General features: G+C 63.5%; 17 protein-coding genes and 1 tRNA gene. 12 read left to right on the forward strand and 6 right to left on the reverse strand.

Annotated elements, in window-relative coordinates:
- Positions 1 to 3: 3 nt before the first annotated feature.
- On the reverse strand, positions 4 to 2367 hold the full coding sequence (locus DFK10_RS01805; protein ID WP_235866736.1) for an ABC transporter permease: 2364 nt from the start codon (positions 2365 to 2367) through the stop codon (positions 4 to 6).
- Positions 2364 to 3071, reverse strand: a complete 708-nt coding sequence (locus DFK10_RS01810) for an ABC transporter ATP-binding protein (RefSeq protein WP_109385960.1) — start codon at positions 3069 to 3071, stop codon at positions 2364 to 2366. The genes DFK10_RS01805 and DFK10_RS01810 overlap by 4 nt, the downstream gene beginning before the upstream one ends.
- A gap of 213 nt (positions 3072 to 3284) precedes the next feature.
- On the opposite strand from DFK10_RS01810, the gene DFK10_RS01815 reads away from it, so the two are divergent.
- The 8 genes from DFK10_RS01815 to DFK10_RS01850 all read left to right on the forward strand — a co-directional run bounded on the left by DFK10_RS01815 (position 3285) and on the right by DFK10_RS01850 (position 11094).
- On the forward strand, positions 3285 to 3746 hold the full coding sequence (locus tag DFK10_RS01815) for a DUF805 domain-containing protein (protein WP_109385962.1): 462 nt from the start codon (positions 3285 to 3287) through the stop codon (positions 3744 to 3746).
- A gap of 35 nt (positions 3747 to 3781) precedes the next feature.
- The gene (locus tag DFK10_RS01820) at positions 3782 to 4543 is read left to right on the forward strand and encodes a hypothetical protein (RefSeq protein WP_109385964.1); all 762 of its coding nucleotides are present in this window, start codon (positions 3782 to 3784) and stop codon (positions 4541 to 4543) included.
- On the forward strand, positions 4533 to 5855 hold the full coding sequence (locus DFK10_RS01825; protein WP_109385966.1) for a hypothetical protein: 1323 nt from the start codon (positions 4533 to 4535) through the stop codon (positions 5853 to 5855). Before DFK10_RS01820 ends, DFK10_RS01825 begins: the two co-directional genes overlap by 11 nt.
- Complete coding sequence (locus DFK10_RS01830; protein WP_109385968.1) at positions 5842 to 6798, forward strand: AAA family ATPase; 957 nt, start codon at positions 5842 to 5844, stop codon at positions 6796 to 6798. Before DFK10_RS01825 ends, DFK10_RS01830 begins: the two co-directional genes overlap by 14 nt.
- Positions 6799 to 6800: 2 nt before the next feature.
- Positions 6801 to 8117 (forward strand): DUF58 domain-containing protein, encoded by a 1317-nt coding sequence (locus tag DFK10_RS01835; RefSeq protein WP_109385970.1) that lies wholly within the window; start codon positions 6801 to 6803, stop codon positions 8115 to 8117.
- Positions 8117 to 9142, forward strand: a complete 1026-nt coding sequence (locus DFK10_RS01840) for a stage II sporulation protein M (protein WP_109385972.1) — start codon at positions 8117 to 8119, stop codon at positions 9140 to 9142. Before DFK10_RS01835 ends, DFK10_RS01840 begins: the two co-directional genes overlap by 1 nt.
- Positions 9139 to 9993, forward strand: coding sequence for an RDD family protein (locus DFK10_RS01845; protein WP_109385974.1), 855 nt, complete (start codon positions 9139 to 9141; stop codon positions 9991 to 9993). The genes DFK10_RS01840 and DFK10_RS01845 overlap by 4 nt, the downstream gene beginning before the upstream one ends.
- A gap of 93 nt (positions 9994 to 10086) precedes the next feature.
- A complete protein-coding gene (locus DFK10_RS01850) occupies positions 10087 to 11094 on the forward strand; it encodes a TauD/TfdA dioxygenase family protein (protein WP_109386040.1) in 1008 nt (335 codons plus the stop codon).
- 36 nt (positions 11095 to 11130) lie between these two features.
- Here DFK10_RS01850 and DFK10_RS01855 read toward each other — a convergent pair.
- From DFK10_RS01855 to DFK10_RS01865, 3 genes are all read right to left on the reverse strand, one after another.
- Positions 11131 to 11206: transfer RNA gene (locus DFK10_RS01855), tRNA-Ala, on the reverse strand.
- 34 nt (positions 11207 to 11240) lie between these two features.
- Entirely contained in the window at positions 11241 to 11720 is a 480-nt protein-coding gene (locus tag DFK10_RS01860; RefSeq protein ID WP_109385976.1) for a HugZ family pyridoxamine 5'-phosphate oxidase, read from the reverse strand.
- A gap of 11 nt (positions 11721 to 11731) precedes the next feature.
- Positions 11732 to 12193 (reverse strand): YdcF family protein, encoded by a 462-nt coding sequence (locus DFK10_RS01865; protein WP_109385978.1) that lies wholly within the window; start codon positions 12191 to 12193, stop codon positions 11732 to 11734.
- Positions 12194 to 12300: 107 nt separating this feature from the next.
- Between DFK10_RS01865 and DFK10_RS01870 the strand changes: the two genes are divergently transcribed.
- Together DFK10_RS01870 and DFK10_RS01875 are read left to right on the forward strand one after the other, a co-directional pair.
- Positions 12301 to 12678, forward strand: a complete 378-nt coding sequence (locus DFK10_RS01870) for a rhodanese-like domain-containing protein (protein ID WP_109385980.1) — start codon at positions 12301 to 12303, stop codon at positions 12676 to 12678.
- A 62-nt stretch (positions 12679 to 12740) separates the two neighbouring features.
- Entirely contained in the window at positions 12741 to 13148 is a 408-nt protein-coding gene (locus DFK10_RS01875; protein ID WP_109385982.1) for a universal stress protein, read from the forward strand.
- On the opposite strand, the gene DFK10_RS01880 is transcribed toward DFK10_RS01875, so the two are convergent.
- Complete coding sequence (locus DFK10_RS01880) at positions 13145 to 13843, reverse strand: hypothetical protein (protein WP_146193214.1); 699 nt, start codon at positions 13841 to 13843, stop codon at positions 13145 to 13147. The genes DFK10_RS01875 and DFK10_RS01880 overlap by 4 nt on opposite strands.
- Before the next feature lie 92 nt (positions 13844 to 13935).
- On the opposite strand from DFK10_RS01880, the gene DFK10_RS01885 reads away from it, so the two are divergent.
- Together DFK10_RS01885 and DFK10_RS01890 are read left to right on the forward strand one after the other, a co-directional pair.
- Positions 13936 to 14253, forward strand: coding sequence for an antibiotic biosynthesis monooxygenase family protein (locus DFK10_RS01885; RefSeq protein ID WP_109385986.1), 318 nt, complete (start codon positions 13936 to 13938; stop codon positions 14251 to 14253).
- The gene (locus tag DFK10_RS01890; RefSeq protein ID WP_109385987.1) at positions 14253 to 14834 is read left to right on the forward strand and encodes a rhodanese-like domain-containing protein; all 582 of its coding nucleotides are present in this window, start codon (positions 14253 to 14255) and stop codon (positions 14832 to 14834) included. Before DFK10_RS01885 ends, DFK10_RS01890 begins: the two co-directional genes overlap by 1 nt.
- Positions 14835 to 15392: the final 558 nt, after the last annotated feature.

The following is a 15392-nucleotide window of genomic DNA, read 5'->3' on the forward strand; positions in this document are numbered from 1 at the left end:
TGGTCACTCTCTTGTCTTCAGGGCGCTGATCAGGTCTGCGCGGTCCAGGTCACGCTTCACGAGAAGGCCCGAAACCAGCGCCGCCGACAAGACCACAAGGGCGGCATTGCCGTAGGCGCTGGGCTCGAAACCCAGCGTGATCGTATAGATGTCGGTTGAAAAGGCGGCCATTATCAACTGTGACAAGCCATGCCCCAAAAGCGTGCCGATGGGCAGGGCGACCAGCGTGATGACGGCCAGCTCGCCCAGCAGCACGAAAGCGGCTTCACCCTTGGTGAAACCCAGGACCCGCAGGCTTGCGAGATCGCGGGCGCGTTCGGCATGGGCGATGCGGGCGGCGTTGTAGACGATGCCATAAGTTATGACGAAGGCCAGCACCCCCATCACGTAGCGCGACGATCCGGCCCCTTCGTTCATCACCTTTCGAAAGGCGGTTTCCGCCTCGGCCTTGATCGAGACACCGGCGACCATGGGCAGGCCCTTGAGCCATTGGGTGATCTCGTCGCGTTTGCCCGGATCGATGCGCAGGTAAGCGCCGGTGACGCGGCCCGGTTCCTTGAGCGCACGGTTGAGCGCCCCCAGTTCGATGAAGGCGGGGGTGCCGAAAAAGCTGTCCGCGATGGCGGCCACCGGCAATGCGAGGGTCGGGCGGCGGCCATCGCGCACCTCGACCGTGACCGTGTCACCGGCGCGGATCTCCAGCTTGGCGGCCAGCGTCGTGGACAGGATCAGCCCGTCCTCGCGCATGGGGATGGCCTGCTTGTTGGTGTCGATGGCGCGCGACAGTGACGCATCGGTCGGCTGACCCTGGATCGAGCCGCGATGGGTATGCCGCCCGTTGCGCAGAATGGCGGGGACGAAACGCACCGGTTCGATCTGCCAGACCCCCTCACGGGTGGCGATTTCATGTAGCGCGGCCCGTTGGACGGGTCCTGCGAAACTGATCGTCAGGTCCGACCGGTCGATCACCGTGAAAGTGGTGTCCAGCGTGTCCTCGAAGGCGATGAAAGTGGACAGCATCGAGCCGGACAGGGCCATGCCGCAGGCGATGCCGATCATCGCCCCGGCCATGCGCACGGGCTGCCGGGTGATCCGGCGCAGCACCATGCGCGAGGGTTGGTCCAGCAAGTTGGCGATACCCTGCCCGATACGGCCGCTGCGGCTGTAGTCTGCCGGGGCTGGCGGGTGCATGGCATCGGCAGGCGTCAGCGCGAAGACCCGGCGCAACACCAGCAGGCCGCCGCCCGATGCCGCGAGGATACTGGCCATCACACCAATGGCGAACGAGGCCGGGTCGAGCCGGAACAGCAGGAATGGGAACTTGAAATACTGCAGGTAGAGCTGCACCATCCCGCGCCCCCCGGCGATGCCCAGCAGGCAGCCCAGAAGCGCCCCGCCGGTGGCGATGATCAACACCAGCTTCAGGTAGTGCGCGCCGACTTCGGCATTGGTATAGCCAAAGGCCTTCAGCAAACCGATTTCTTCGCGTTCGGACTGCACCATCCGTCCGATCACGATGTAGAGCAGGAAGGCCGCCACCGCGAGAAACAAGGGCGGCACTGTATTGGAAGAACCCTTGAGGCCGCGGATTTCCTCACTGACGAACTGGTTGGAATACTGGTCCTCGACCCCGTAGGCCCCGCGCCCGCCATAAGGGTCGAGAATGCGGTCGATCTCGGCGAGGACGGCTGGTTTGTTCGCCTCACGTGTCAAGGCGAACAGGGCTTCGTTGAAAGCGCCGCCCATGTCGAAAAGCGCGGCCATGGCATCGCGCCCCATCCAGATGACGCCGAAACGGCTGTCATCGGGCACCATTTCGCCGGGCGCGGCGATGTAGAGGAACTCGGGCGATTGGGCCAGGCCGGCGATCGACAGGGCCCGACGGGTGCCATTCAGTGTCGCGACGAGCGTGTCGCCGGGTGCAAGGCCATGGGCCTTGGCGAACCCCTCGACCAGCAGGATTTCGTCCGGGCGCGCGGGGTCGGGCATCCGCCCTGCGGACAGGTAGGTTGCATTCAATGCCGCGGCGCCATCTGCGGGTAGCGACACCGCCTGGGCCTGTACGGGGGCGGCGCGGTCCGGGATGTCAACCAGTGCCGCGCCGACGACACGGTCCTGCACGCGGGCCACGCCATCGATCTGGCCTAGCGAAGCGACAAGGTGCGCGGGCGCGCGCGTCACCGGCGCAAAGACATCCGTCAGGCGGTATCGGTCGTAATAGGCGTCTCGGGTGCCCTCCAGGGTGGTCACGAGGCCCGACATCATCACCTGAAGCATGACCCCCATCGCGATCACCAGCCCGATGGCGATCGCCTGTCCCTTCATGCGCCACAGATCGCGTAGCAGCTTATGGGTGAGGGGACTCACCAGTGGATCTCCTCTGCGGTCTTGCGCGTCTTGTTGGTGATGACGTCACGGATACGGCCGTCTGCGAAATGGATCACGCGATGCGCCAGATCGGCCGTTGCCGCCGCATGGGTCACGATCAATACGGTGGTGCCCAGTTTCGCGTTCACCTCGGTCAGCACCTTGAGCACCTTGCGGCCCGTGGTGCTGTCCAGCGCACCTGTGGGTTCATCGCAGAACAAAACTTGCGGTTGCTTGGCAACAGCCCGGGCGATGGCCACACGCTGTTGTTCGCCGCCGGACAATTGCGCCGGGAAATGGTCGATCCTCTCGTTCAGGCCGACCAGGTGCAGGGCCTCGTCCGCTGCCATCGGATCGTCCGCGATCTCGGTGACAAGCTCGACATTCTCGCGGGCCGTCAGGCTGGGCATCAGGTTATAGAATTGAAAAACGAAACCCACATGCGCCCGACGGTATCGGGTCAGCTGCCGGTCGGTCATCGCGGTAATGTCCTGGCCCTTGTAAAGGGCCTCTCCGGTGCTGGCCCGGTCCAGCCCGCCAAGGATATTGAGCAACGTCGACTTGCCCGATCCGCTGGGGCCGAGAAGCACCACGACCTCGCCGGCTGGAATCTCCAGGTCGACACCGCGCAGGGCGTGGACGGCACCGTCGCCCTCGCCATAGGTCTTGGTCAGATCGGTCGTTCTGAAAGCCGGTTCGCTCACGCCTTGCTCCTTCACGTTTCACCTTAGGGGCCGATCCCACGACACTCCCTGATCCAGATCAACGGTATATCGGACAGCCGCCCCAGTCTTTTCCCGGATCGGGCGTGTTCCCGCCGCATTCAATGCGCAACACGGGGTTGAAATCACCGCAGTGCCCCTTGTCGCCAACGCGGGGGTCTGCAATCTGGACTTGTTGGTTAACGGAGATGTTTCATGGGTTTCAAAGACGCGGTGCGGACCTGTATCCGGGAAAAATACTTCACCTTGTCCGGGCGGGCGACCCGGTCTGAATACTGGTGGTTCATCCTGTTCCAGTGGAGTGTTCTGATCGCCCTCTTCCTGGTCATGCTGCTGTTCTTCGGTCTCGATGACAGCTTGGTCGGTGGGCCCGCGACCGGGATGGAGACCGCCGGGATCGTGTCCTTGGTGGTTCTCGGGATCGTCTTTCTGTTCTTCTTCATTCCCGCGATCGCCGCCCAGGTGCGCCGTTTTCATGACCGCAACCTCTCGGGCTGGTGGGTCCTGGCGATCATTATCCTGTCCAACGTTCCGTTTGTTGGATTTGTCGCGAGTATCGTTGGGCTGGTTATCACCGTGCTGAGGGGAACGGACGGCGACAACAAGTATGGACCCGACCCCCTGCGGGCCGAAAACAGCGCCGAAATCTTCGCCTGATGCCAAGGTGCGGGGCGCAGCCACGCGGGCGGCCATTGGCGGCTCTCGTCCTGGGTGCCGCGCTGGTGCCCGGTTCGTTGCTGGCGCAGTCGGATCAGGCAACGGTCGAAACGGATGGATTCCGCATCCTGGACAGCGTTGAGGCCCCGCGCGGCACCGAGTCCGCGGATTACCGCGACCTCGCGGTGCGCTATAGAGTTTCGACGGAGCCGGTCTATGCGCAGCGGATCGACGGCAACCTGTCCTCGGGCAGACAGCTGCGCGACCGGACCGATCTCTCGCCCGATGCCCGGCTGGCTCCGCCAGCCTTGGACCTCGGTGGTATGGGCGTGTTCCTGGTCGTGCTCGTACTTGTAGCGGGCCTGTTCCTTTGGCTGAAATTCGGGGGCACTGGAACGCTCTTGCGCCGCGAACCCGAGGACGCGCCGGTTGCCCAAGCCCCGACGGACTGGGACATGGGTGAAGATACCGCGCCGGGCGATCCGCGCAGTCTGCTCGAACGGATTGCCGCGATGGAGGACCGCAGCGCCGCACTGGTCCTGTTGTTGCGGCATTGCCTGCTGGCGGCGGCGGGGCAGACGCAAACGCGCTTCGCGCGCTCGGATACCGAACGTCTGGCCTTTCGTCGCCTGCCCGCATCCTGGCCGCTGCATGACTTGCTCAAGGCGTTGCTGCGCAAGACGGAACTGGCGCACTACGGTGGCCGCCCGGTGACGGAATCCGACTTCGCAGGCTCGATCGAGATCGGGCGGCGGATCCTGGGACCCGATGCGGACAGGGGGCGCCATGTCGGATAGCGCGCCGCAGGATACACGCGCGGGAAAGGGCCCGTTCCTGGTTGTCGGTGCGCTGCTGCTGGCCGGCCTGCTGCTGCTCGTGACGCAGTCCGGCATCTTCGGTGATCGGCAGATCGACCGGTCCCCGATAGGGGTTCAAGGGCTGGGGGCCTGGCTGGATAGAAACGACATCGCCGTGACCAATTCGCATCCCCGCCTGTCGCCGGCGGTAGCCGATCTTTCGTTTCGCGTATTGCCGCTTTACGACCTTGATTTGACGGGCTTTCATGCTGACAGGGAAAAGCGCGACGACCCGGCTGGCGCGGAAACCCTGCGGGACATCACGGCCACCAACCTGCGCACCAAGCTGGAGGAAATCCCGACACTGGTTCTGCTGCCCAAGTGGAATGGTGCGATGGTCGAGACCGAGGTTGCCCATGAGCAGTCCTTGATCCCATTGGCCCGGATCGAGCGGTTGATCGGCCAACTGGATATTTCGGGGGTCGAGCTGGTCCGCGGCGTGGCCGAGTTCTACGAGGACAATCAAGGCGGCCATGATCTGGCCCTGTTCCACGCCCAGGTCTTCAATCCCTCGACTCTGCCCGCGCAGTGTCGGGCCGAGGTCGGCTATGGCCTGGGGTCGTTGGTGGTCTCCTGTCCCTTGGCCGAGGCCAGCCATCGCGCCTATTTCGCCTCGGACCCGGATACCCTGAACAATCACGGGTTGGCCGTGGCGGACAACGCGGCCTTTGCGCTTGATCTCCTGGCGGATCTGCGCGGTGCCGACACCAACCCGATCTATATTGACCGCAGCCCCGATCTGTTGACCCGTCTGGACCGCGGCGACGAGCGTCAGGACTACGACCGTGGCTTCGAAGAGTTGGAGCGGTTCTTCGATTATCCATTCACCCTGTTCTGGGCGGCGCTACTGATCGTGCTGGCGGTGCTGTTCTGGCGCGGCGCGCTGCGGTTCGGTCCGATCCGGCCGGCGGCCGGGCAGGGCCGCGACACGTCCAAGCGCGCAGCCATCGCGGCCAAGGCGCGTCTTCTGCGATTGTCCGGTAACGATGGGCGCATGGTGTCGGATTTCGTCCGCGCCCAGCTTCAAGACCTGGCCGCGCGCAGTTTCGGGCGTGACCTTGGCGGCGAGGCCGAGGCGCGGTTCATGTCCTTGCTGGCCCGCCGCGACCCCGATCTCGCCCGTGACTTCGGTGCCTGTGCCCGCAACCTCATCGACAATGCCCCCGGCATGCCCCCGGCCCAGTTGAACCGAATGCTGGGGCAGTATCATTCCCTTTTGGCAAAAGTAGTGGAACATCATGGACCTGTCTGAATTTCAAAAGCTCTCGGATGACATCCGCAAGGAGATCTCGTCGGTCGTGCAAGGGCAGGAGCCCTTGATCGACATGCTGCTGATCTCGGTCTTTGCCCGCGGGCATTGCCTGTTGGAGGGGCCGCCGGGCACAGCCAAGACGCTTCTGGCGCGTTGCCTTGCGCAGGTGATCGACCTGGATTTCGGACGGGTTCAATTTACGCCCGATCTGATGCCCGGCGACGTTCTGGGTGTGAACCTGTTCGATTTCGAGACCAATGAATTCCGGCTGACCAAGGGCCCGGTTTTCACCGACATCCTTCTGGCCGATGAGATCAACCGCGCCCCGCCCAAGACCCAATCGGCGCTGCTGCAGGCCATGAACGAACGGGAAGTGACGATCGACGGAACAAACTACCCGCTCGGTCCCGATTTCTTCGTCATTGCGACGCAAAACCCGATCGAGCAGCACGGCACCTACCCGCTGCCCGAGGCGCAGCTGGACCGGTTTCTCTTCAAGGTGCTGGTGGATTTCCCCGACCGAAAGGCCGAGATCGATATTCTCAAGCGCAATGCAAGCCTGCCACTGGATGCGGATGGCGGGCGCAAGGCGCTGCGCAAGGTGATGGACCGCCCGACGCTGCGGGCCGGGCATGAGCTGGTCGATTCTATCCGGCTGGATGACACGATCCTGACCTACATTGTCGATCTCGTGCGGGGCACCCGCGATGATGGCGAGGTGCAACATGGCGCCTCGACCCGCGCCGCTGATGCAATTGCCAGTGCCGTGCGGGCCCGTGCCGCGCTGGATGGGCGGGACTATGCCATTCCGGATGACGTGCAGGCACTGCTGGTGCCCGCCCTAAGGCATCGTCTGGTTCTGGGGCCGACCGCCGAGATCGAGGGCCGCACGCCCGACGATGTGCTGGCCGCGATCATCAACCGCACGAACGCGCCGCGCTAAGGATGCGCCCGTCTCGCCGCCTTGTCGCGCTGGTGCTTGCACTGGCCGCTGCCACCGTCCTGATCGGGGTCTACCGGTTGGACGGCGGGGTCATGGCGGGCGCGCTTTGGGCTGTTCTGGTCGTGCTGGCGATCTGCGACCTGGCCCTGTCGCATGGGGCCAAGAACCTTCAGGTCGAGGCTGACCTGCCGGACACGGGCTTTGTCGGGCATGACGTGATGCTGGGTCTGCGCATTGCCTCGCGCCGTCGTTCCTTGCCGCGCCGGATCGAGCTGCGCCTGACCCATGACCAGCGGCTCGCCCCGAGATCCGCGACTTGGGTCGAAATACCCGGGCACGGCAAGGCCGATCTGGCGTGCGAACTGCCAGTGACCTTGCAAGAGCGCGGGGTGGGACACCTTTCGCGTCTGTCCATGCGCTATGCGTCGGCGCTGGGCCTGTTCGAGGTGCTGCCCGCTTGGCCGCTTGATCTGTCCATCGAGATCGTCCCGGATGTCGCCCCCGTCCTGAATGGCGAGATCCAGAGCCAGATGCTGCCGTTGCTTGACGGTCTCAAGGACATGAAGCTGCGCGGCGAGGGGTCGGAATTCCACCAGTTGCGCGACTTTCAAGCGGGTATGGACCCGCGCAGCATCGACTGGAAACGCTCGGCGCGGATGCGCGACCTGGTGGCGCGCGAAACCTGGGCCGAACGCAATCACCAGATCATCCTGTGCGTCGATAGCGGCCAGCTGATGGCCGAACGCATCGGCAAGCTGCGCAAGCTCGATCACGCGATCAATGCCTCGCTTGCGCTGACATGGGCCGGGGCATTGGGTGGCGACAATGTGGGCTTCTACAATTTCGCCAGTCGCCCGCAGCAATTCATCCCGCCACGCCCCGGGCGCCGTGCCTTCGGTCACGTCCAGAAACGCAGCGTCGAACTGGAGGCAGAGACGGCCGAGACCAATCACACGTTGGGCCTGACCCATCTGAACGGTGTGCTGACCCGTCGTTCCCTTGTCGTCGTGTTTTCGGACTTCGTCGATAGCGTGACGGTGGAATTGCTGGTCGAGAACCTTGCCGTCATCTCGCGCCAGCATCTTGTTCTTTACGTAGTGCTGCGCGACCCGGAGCTTGAGGCCCTGATCCACCCGGAGGACATCTCGATGGGCCGCATCGCCGAGGCGGTCTCGGCCCGGCAGATGCTGCAGGAACGGCAGGCCGTTCTGGACCGTCTGCGCCGATTGGGCATTCTGTGCCTGGATACCACGCCGGACCGTCTGACCGCCGGGCTGATCTCGCGCTATATCGATATCAAGTCGCAGGAGCTCATCTGATGCAGCCCGATGCAAAGAACGATGACCTGATCCGTTCGGCCCGGTTCCGCGCCGAACGTGAGGAGGGCTGGCGCCGGCTGGAGCAACTGGTGGCCCAAGCCGAGAAATCGGGCATGGCGGCCTTGGGCTATGACGATGCCGTGGCGCTGGCCAGCCTCTACCGGCAGGCGATGAATTCCCTATCGGTGGCGCGGTCGATCTCGATGGACAAGGCATTGCTGGACTACCTCGAAGCGCTGTGTGCCCGCGCCTATCTGGTGGTCTATGCACCGCAGGAAAGCGTGACGGGTGTGCTTCAGCGGCTTTTCACCCACGGCATTCCGCAGGCGGTGCGCCGCTCGACGACTGCACTCATCATCGGGTTCCTGGCCATGGTGCTGGGCGGCTTCGTGGGTTTCATGCTCTACCAGCAGGATACAAGCTGGTTCTTCACCTTCGTGCCGTCAGGCCTGTCCGATGGCCGGGTGCCCGGTGCGTCCGAGGCCTATCTGCGCAGCACCTTGTTCGAAGATGGGGGCCGCGATGGCGAAAGGCTTGGCACATTCGCGACATTCCTGTTCTCGCACAACACCCGCATCGCGATCTTCATCTTTGCGTTGGGCATCTTCGCGACCCTGCCCAGTTTCGTTCTCACCTTTTACAACGGACTGATCCTGGGCGCGTTCTACGCGATGTTCCACGAAGCCGGGCTTGGCTATGAGCTGTTCGGCTGGCTGTCGATCCACGGTGTCACGGAATTGTCTGCCATCTGCCTCGCCGCCGCCGGAGGGGCGCAGCTGGGGTTGGCGGTGATCCTGCCCGGCAACATGACCCGGCGCGAGGCCCTGCGTGAGCGCGGGCGCGATGCGGTCAAGCTGGTCATCCTGGCTGGGCTGATGCTGATCGCGGCGGCGATCATCGAAGGCTTCCTGCGGCAGCTCGTTCAAACCACCCAGATGCGTCTGCTGATCGGCTGGGGTATCGGCGCGGCATGGCTGGCCTGGCTGCTTCTGGCCGGGCGCGACACAGTGGGGCAGGACACATGATCGGCCGCCCAGCGAATATTCTGCCCCCCGAAGCGGTGCCGATCCGGCTGGAAATCGCCTCGGGCGGGGCGCGCTTCGGAGCGCAGGCACTGGATATCCTCATCACGTTTGGAGGACTTTTCCTGCTGTTCTGGGCCCTGATCTGGGCGAACGTGCTGGATTGGTCGATGCTGGCCACCCTGTTCTTTCTTTTGGTCTTCCTGATCCGGGTGCCATATTACATCCTGTCCGAACTGGTCTGGAACGGGCGCACGATCGGCAAGCGGATCGTCAGGATCAAGGTGATCAGCGCCGACGGACAGCGCCTGACGCCGCACCAGATCGTCGCCCGCAACCTGATGAAAGAGGTCGAGGTCTTCATGCCGGCCACGACCCTTCTGAGCGGGAGTTTCCAAAGCGGATGGGTCGGGCTGGCGCTGACGTTGTGGATGATCCTTGTTCTCTGCGTGCCACTCTTCAACAAGCGCCGCCAAAGGCTGGGTGACATGATCGCCGGCACGCTCGTGGTCGACCAGCCCACGGCCGTTCTATTGCCGGACCTCGCGGCGACACAGAGCACTGCGGGTGTCGGGTTCGTTTTCCAGCCGGAACAGCTCGATGTCTATGGTCGGTTCGAATTGCAGACCCTGGAACAGATCCTGCGCAACCGTCCCAAGACGGAGGAACAGCGCCAGCGTGTCTCGGACGTGGTGCACACGATCCGCCGCAAGATCAAGTTCGAGGAAGATGTCGCGGCACGCGATGAATGGGATTTCCTGACGGATTTCTACCGCCAGCAGCGCGAATTCCTCGAAAGCCGCCATTTGTTCGGCGACACCCGCGAAGACAAGTTCCACAAGACCGGATCGTAGGACGGAACGGTCCTCTGGCCGGCCCCACTTTACGTCGCGCTTCAGGCTTCCTAGGTCGAAGGGACAGACGAAAGGGGGCCAGAATTGACCCAAGTGAGCCATGAGAGTCTGAACATTGATCCATCCCACAAGTCTCGGGTCGAAGAGTTCGGGGGCGAAATCCGACCACTGAACCCGATCGGGGCCGAGGTGCGCGGCATAGACCTCGGGGCCGAAAACCCGCCCCCACGAGAGGTTCTGGATGCACTGGAACTGGAGATGGCACGGGCGGGTTTCCTTGTCTTCAAGAACGACAGGGAAATCGACGCGGAGGATTTTCTGCGTGCCAGTTGCTGGTGGGGCGGTCGCGACCTGCACAGCACCCATGGGGTCCATCCGGAGACGCCCAATGGAAACCCGCATATTTTCCGCCTGTCCAATGATCGGCGCCACGGCATCCCGGACGTGGGCCCGCAATGGCACAACGACGGAAGTTTCTTGCCGGCGACCTTTTCCCATTCGGGCTATCACATCATCCGGCCTGCGGAGCATGGCGGCGGAACCCATTTCGCCCATCAAGGGATGGCTTACGCCGCCCTGCCGGAAGACCTCAAAGAGCGCTGGGGGCGGCTGTCCTCGGTAAACTCGGCCTCGGGTGTCGTGCATCCGTTGGTGCATGAGCATCCGCTATCGGGACAGAAATCCATCTGGCTGCACCTCGGAATGACCGGCGCGATCATAGAGAAGCTGCCTGGCGATGAGGGGTTCCGCCTTCTTGAGGCGGATGAAATGCGGCAGATTTGCAGGACCTACAACGAAATTCTGAATGCCGGTTTCGAGAACGGCTATGCCACGGCCTTTGAATACGAAAAGAACGACTGCGTCTTCATCGATAACCTTGCCATCGCACATCGGGCCGCGCCCGAGGCCCATATGCCGGTCGAGAAACAAGGGCTGCGGATCATGCACCGAAGCACCGTGCGCGGGACCCATGCCCTCGCGCCGGGTTTCGGTTTGCCGCAACATGTCAGGATCGACGCGGACAACCCCTTTGGGCAAGGCGTGTGGCAAGGCGGCGGCATCGGCTTTCGGTGGGACGACGCAATTCCGATGAGGAACTGAACCGACTCCTCTAACCTGCCGCGCCTGTTGAGAAAATGGTGGAGCCGATCGGGATCGAACCGACGACCTCGTCATTGCGAACGACGCGCTCTCCCAACTGAGCTACGGCCCCAACGCGCCCTATTTGGCCCCGAGTCCCCCGGCTGTCAAGCAAGCGCGCGGCGCAGGTCGTCCGGTGTCAGGCGATAGGCCTTGCCGAAACCGCCGTTGAGCAGGGCCGACAGGGGCCGCAGCCGGACAAGACTGAAATCGGCAAAGTCGTAGTAGAGTTTTGCCTTGGGACAGGCCGCAAGCCAATCCGTCCGCAAAGCCGCCTTGTCGGCCGGCTCCGCCCTGGCCTGCAACGTCAGGCGCGGATGGGTCAGCGGATCGCCCTTCGGCCCCGGTTCCCCCAACAGAACCGAGGCATCCGGATTGGCGCGCAAGGCCCCGGAATGGTGCGAAAGGTCCGAGATCAGGGTATGTGGGGTTTCCTCGATCAACGCGAAGGCGATGCGTGACACCATCGGCGCGCCGGTTTCGGGGTCGATGACACCCAATGCCCCGTGGGATGCGCCGGTCAACAGCGCGCGGGACAGGGCAAGGGCGTCGTCATCGACCGGGCGAAACGGATCTTGGTTGGGCATGGGTGGCTCGTTCAGGATTTGATGTGAAACAGATAGGCCAGGTAGGCGGGAATTTCACGTAACAGGCCCTTTGCTTGGACCAGCGGCCGGGCGCCCGGACGCGGCGGCGCACTGCTGGTGGCATGCAACCCGACCCGGCGGGCGATCAACCGAGCACGGGGCGCGTGATACCAGTCGGTCACGATCAGAACCTCGCGCCCGGCCAACAACGGTAGCGCAAAGCGGATGTTTTCTCCGGTCGTGGTCGAGCGTTCTTCCAGCTTTATCGCCGCATCAGGTACGCCCTCTGCCAGCAACAGGCTGCGAATCGCCTCGGCCTCGGTCGGGGGATGTCGGCCCAGACCACCGCAGGCGATCAGCGCCGTGACATGCCCCGTATGGAACAGCGCGGCCGCATGACGACTGCGGCGGACAAGTGTGGGAGACGGGCCGTCGGACCAGACCCCGGCCCCGAGGATGAGCGCCTCTGTCATGGCTTGACCATAGTCGGGTGCCGAAACGGCACCAACAAGCGATTGAGTGCCGCGCAAAGCCGGGATAGCGTGGACCGAACGCTGCAATCAAAAACGTCGAGGGTCTCATGGCAAAAACCGTAGAAGAACTGGTCAAGGCTGCTCGTGCCGAAGTACCTGCCATCTCGCCGGCTGAGGCCAAGCGCCTGCATGGTCGCGAGGACACCGTGTTTCTCGATGTGCGCGAGCCGGTCGAAGTCGCCGCCGGGAAGGTCAAGGGCGCCCTCGCGATCCCGCGCGGGGTGCTGGAATTCCAGGTCGGATCCGCCGAGAACCGGCCTTCCACCCTGTCCGAGGACAAGACCGTGATCGTCTATTGTGCCGGGGGCGGACGGGCCGCGCTGGCCGGGCAGACGCTCAAGGCGATGGGCTTTGCCGACGTTCGTAACCTCGGTGGCTACAAGGACTGGGTCGAGGCCGACGGCGAAACGGAACGCGATATCTGATCGGGATCAAGGCAGGGGGGTCCCCGCTGCTGCACCATGGTGCCATCAGAGGAGGGAAAACCATGTACAGCCACATCCTGATTCCGGTTGCCTTCGACGGGGACCATCCCACGAAACCGGCCGAGGAAATCGCCCATATCCTGTCCGCACCCGGCGCGCGGGTCACGTTCCTGCATGTGATGGAGGAATTGCCGGCCTATGCGGTCAATTACATTCCCGAGGGGTATGACAAGGAAACACGCGCCGCCATCGAAGCGGCCCTTGAAGGCAAGGCCGGGAATTTCGCCAAGGGCGAGGCGCAGGTGATCAAGGGCCATGCGGGCCGTTCTATCCTGGACTGGGCCGAGGACCACGGCGTCGACCTGATCGTGATCTCCTCGCACCAGCCGGGCCTTTCGGATTATTTCCTGGGCTCCACCGCGGCGCGGGTTGTTCGGCACGCGAAATGCGCGGTGCACGTGCTGCGCTAGAACTCGACCCAGCCAGCCAAGAACAGCCCCGTGCCCTGATCGCCGGTCAGGGCTTGCGTGACACCGGCATTGAGCCGCAGCCTGTCGCTGACCCGGTAGATGACCGAGGGCAAGAGCTTGGCATAGGGGTCATCGGCATATCCGGTCCCGCTCTGGACCTGAAGCATCGCGGCCCAATCGGGCGCGATGTCGTAGCCGCCGGTCAGGTCCAGCTTGCCCTCGATCCGACCGTCGGCAAGGTTGGTCATGATCCGTGTCTCCGCGCTCAGCCAGCCCCGGTCGAATCCGCGCCCCCAGGCCAGTCCGACCCCTGCCAGCCGGTCCAACTGGTCGGTCTCGGCGCCGGTCGCGTCGTATTGCACGGTTTCGAACTGGCGCAGGGCAATATGGCCCGACACCGAGGCCACGCCCCAGCTTTCGGGAAGGGGCAGGGCGCGGATCACCTGAGCCTCGACCGTGTAGCTGTCATCGGCCTTCCCGGCAAAACTGTTGAAGGCCAGAGTGGTGTCTCGGGACACGCCCCATTCCACGTAAAGGCTCGGGTCGTGGTTGACCGGGGATTGCGTGCCATCGCCAAGGGCAATGTTGGCGCCGAAGGAGAGGAAAACCGACCCATCCTCGCGAAGCCAGGCCCCGGCATGTGCCGGAGCGGCGAGCAAAAGGCCAAAAAGGCCCAGAACAGGAATGCGCGTCATGCGGGAAAAATATATCAAGAATACATTCCAAGCCAGAATCCGTTGACCCGACCGGGGCGGATGGGGCTAGTCTGAGTCAAAAGGAGAACACCATGACCCGGATCGAAAAAGGCAAGGATTGCCAAACCGTGATCACCACCTTCGAGGTCAACCCGGCGATCTGCGACGATGTGCTGGACCTGCTGCGCGCGGCCTATGCCGAGGTGATCTCGAAACAGCCGGGGTTCATCTCGGCGGGCCTGCATGTGAATGATGCCCAGACCCGGATCGCCAACTATTCCCAATGGTCCCGGCGCGAGGATTTCCAGGCCATGTTGCGCGCCGACGAGATGCGCCGCCGCAACAAGGAAATCAACCAACTGACAAAGGGCTTCGAGCCCGTAATGTATGACGTAGCGGAGGTATACTGATGCGCTTTCTGATCGCCCTTTTCCTGACGGCCGGCATGGCCGCGGCCGAGCCCGTGGGCATTACCCCCGATACCATGTCGGTGACGGTGGAAACCCCTTCCGGCCCGGTCGAGATCGGCCGGGTTCAGGACAATGACAACCGCGTCGGCGAGGACTGGACCCTGACCTCGCGCCCCTGTCCGAATTTCTGCATTCAGCCCATCGTGCCGGCACCGGGCGTCACGCCCATCGGCGAGCTGGAGTTGATGGAATTCCTGCAAGATGGCGAGACCGTGGTGATGGATGGCCGGATCCGCAGCCAGTTCGAGGAAGGCACGATCCCCGGTGCGATGTCCGTGCCCTACCTCGAGGCCGCCGATCGGCTGGGTGAGCTGGGCTGCACGATCGACTTCGAGGGCTTCGAGTGCCCCGCAGACGTGCCGCGCGTGGCGCTGTTCTGCAACGGGCCGTGGTGCGGCCAGTCTCCTACTGCCGCCCGCCGCATGATCGAAGCCGGCTACCCGGCGGACAAGATCTACTACTATCGCGGCGGCATGCAGAACTGGCAGATGCTGGGCCTGACGGTGGTGCCGGGCAGCTGATCCGGCCCGCCGGTTTCCCCTAGGAAAGGACGAGCAAATGCGCAAATGGATGGCACTGGGACTGATCCTGGCACTGGCAGGCTGCGGGGTGCCCTTCGTGCCGCTTGTGTAGGGGTATATACCGACAGCGGGTCGTGCGTTAGGGCGGTCTGCATCCCAATTTGCCTTGGCGCGAACTCAAGGCGCACAGCGCCGCCGCGCCAAAGCCGACGCGCCCCTATGCGGCGGCCTTCTGGTTGAGCTTGGGGATGCGCTCGGAGGTCGTGCGAATTTGGCTGACATTATGTGCGCTGTTCAAACGAACCAACCGCCCCTGCGCGCGCCGGCTTTGGCGGTGTAAACGCAAATTAATCTAAGGATAATGCTAATTCACTGCCCCAGTAATCTCTGCCAATCAGCTGCAAATAAGACAGGTTTTACAGGTGAGCTGCCTAGGGTCAGGACCCATTGATTTCCGCATTTCGGCGTGATTCACGGTTCGAAAAACGAGCGGTGACCATGTCTGATCTTTTCTGGCTGACGGAGGCGCAGATGGCGCGTCTTGAGCCCTTCTTCCCC

Origin of the sequence: Salibaculum griseiflavum (genome assembly GCF_003129565.1) — a bacterium.
Classification (GTDB): domain Bacteria; phylum Pseudomonadota; class Alphaproteobacteria; order Rhodobacterales; family Rhodobacteraceae; genus Salibaculum; species Salibaculum griseiflavum.

Bases quoted from the DNA above. Each gene is read 5' to 3' on its own strand.
- DFK10_RS01870 (WP_109385980.1), top strand. From the start codon at position 12,301: ATGGCAAAAACCGTAGAAGAACTGGTCAAGGCTGCTCGTGCCGAAGTA.
- DFK10_RS01825 (WP_109385966.1), top strand. From the start codon at position 4,533: ATGTCGGATAGCGCGCCGCAGGATACACGCGCGGGAAAGGGCCCGTTC.
- DFK10_RS01845 (WP_109385974.1), top strand. From the start codon at position 9,139: ATGATCGGCCGCCCAGCGAATATTCTGCCCCCCGAAGCGGTGCCGATC.
- DFK10_RS01840 (WP_109385972.1), top strand. From the start codon at position 8,117: ATGCAGCCCGATGCAAAGAACGATGACCTGATCCGTTCGGCCCGGTTC.
- DFK10_RS01880 (WP_146193214.1), bottom strand. From the start codon at position 13,843: ATGACGCGCATTCCTGTTCTGGGCCTTTTTGGCCTTTTGCTCGCCGCT.
- DFK10_RS01860 (WP_109385976.1), bottom strand. From the start codon at position 11,720: ATGCCCAACCAAGATCCGTTTCGCCCGGTCGATGACGACGCCCTTGCC.
- DFK10_RS01815 (WP_109385962.1), top strand. From the start codon at position 3,285: ATGGGTTTCAAAGACGCGGTGCGGACCTGTATCCGGGAAAAATACTTC.
- DFK10_RS01875 (WP_109385982.1), top strand. From the start codon at position 12,741: ATGTACAGCCACATCCTGATTCCGGTTGCCTTCGACGGGGACCATCCC.
- DFK10_RS01890 (WP_109385987.1), top strand. From the start codon at position 14,253: ATGCGCTTTCTGATCGCCCTTTTCCTGACGGCCGGCATGGCCGCGGCC.
- DFK10_RS01865 (WP_109385978.1), bottom strand. From the start codon at position 12,193: ATGACAGAGGCGCTCATCCTCGGGGCCGGGGTCTGGTCCGACGGCCCG.
- DFK10_RS01835 (WP_109385970.1), top strand. From the start codon at position 6,801: ATGCGCCCGTCTCGCCGCCTTGTCGCGCTGGTGCTTGCACTGGCCGCT.
- DFK10_RS01830 (WP_109385968.1), top strand. From the start codon at position 5,842: ATGGACCTGTCTGAATTTCAAAAGCTCTCGGATGACATCCGCAAGGAG.
- DFK10_RS01885 (WP_109385986.1), top strand. From the start codon at position 13,936: ATGACCCGGATCGAAAAAGGCAAGGATTGCCAAACCGTGATCACCACC.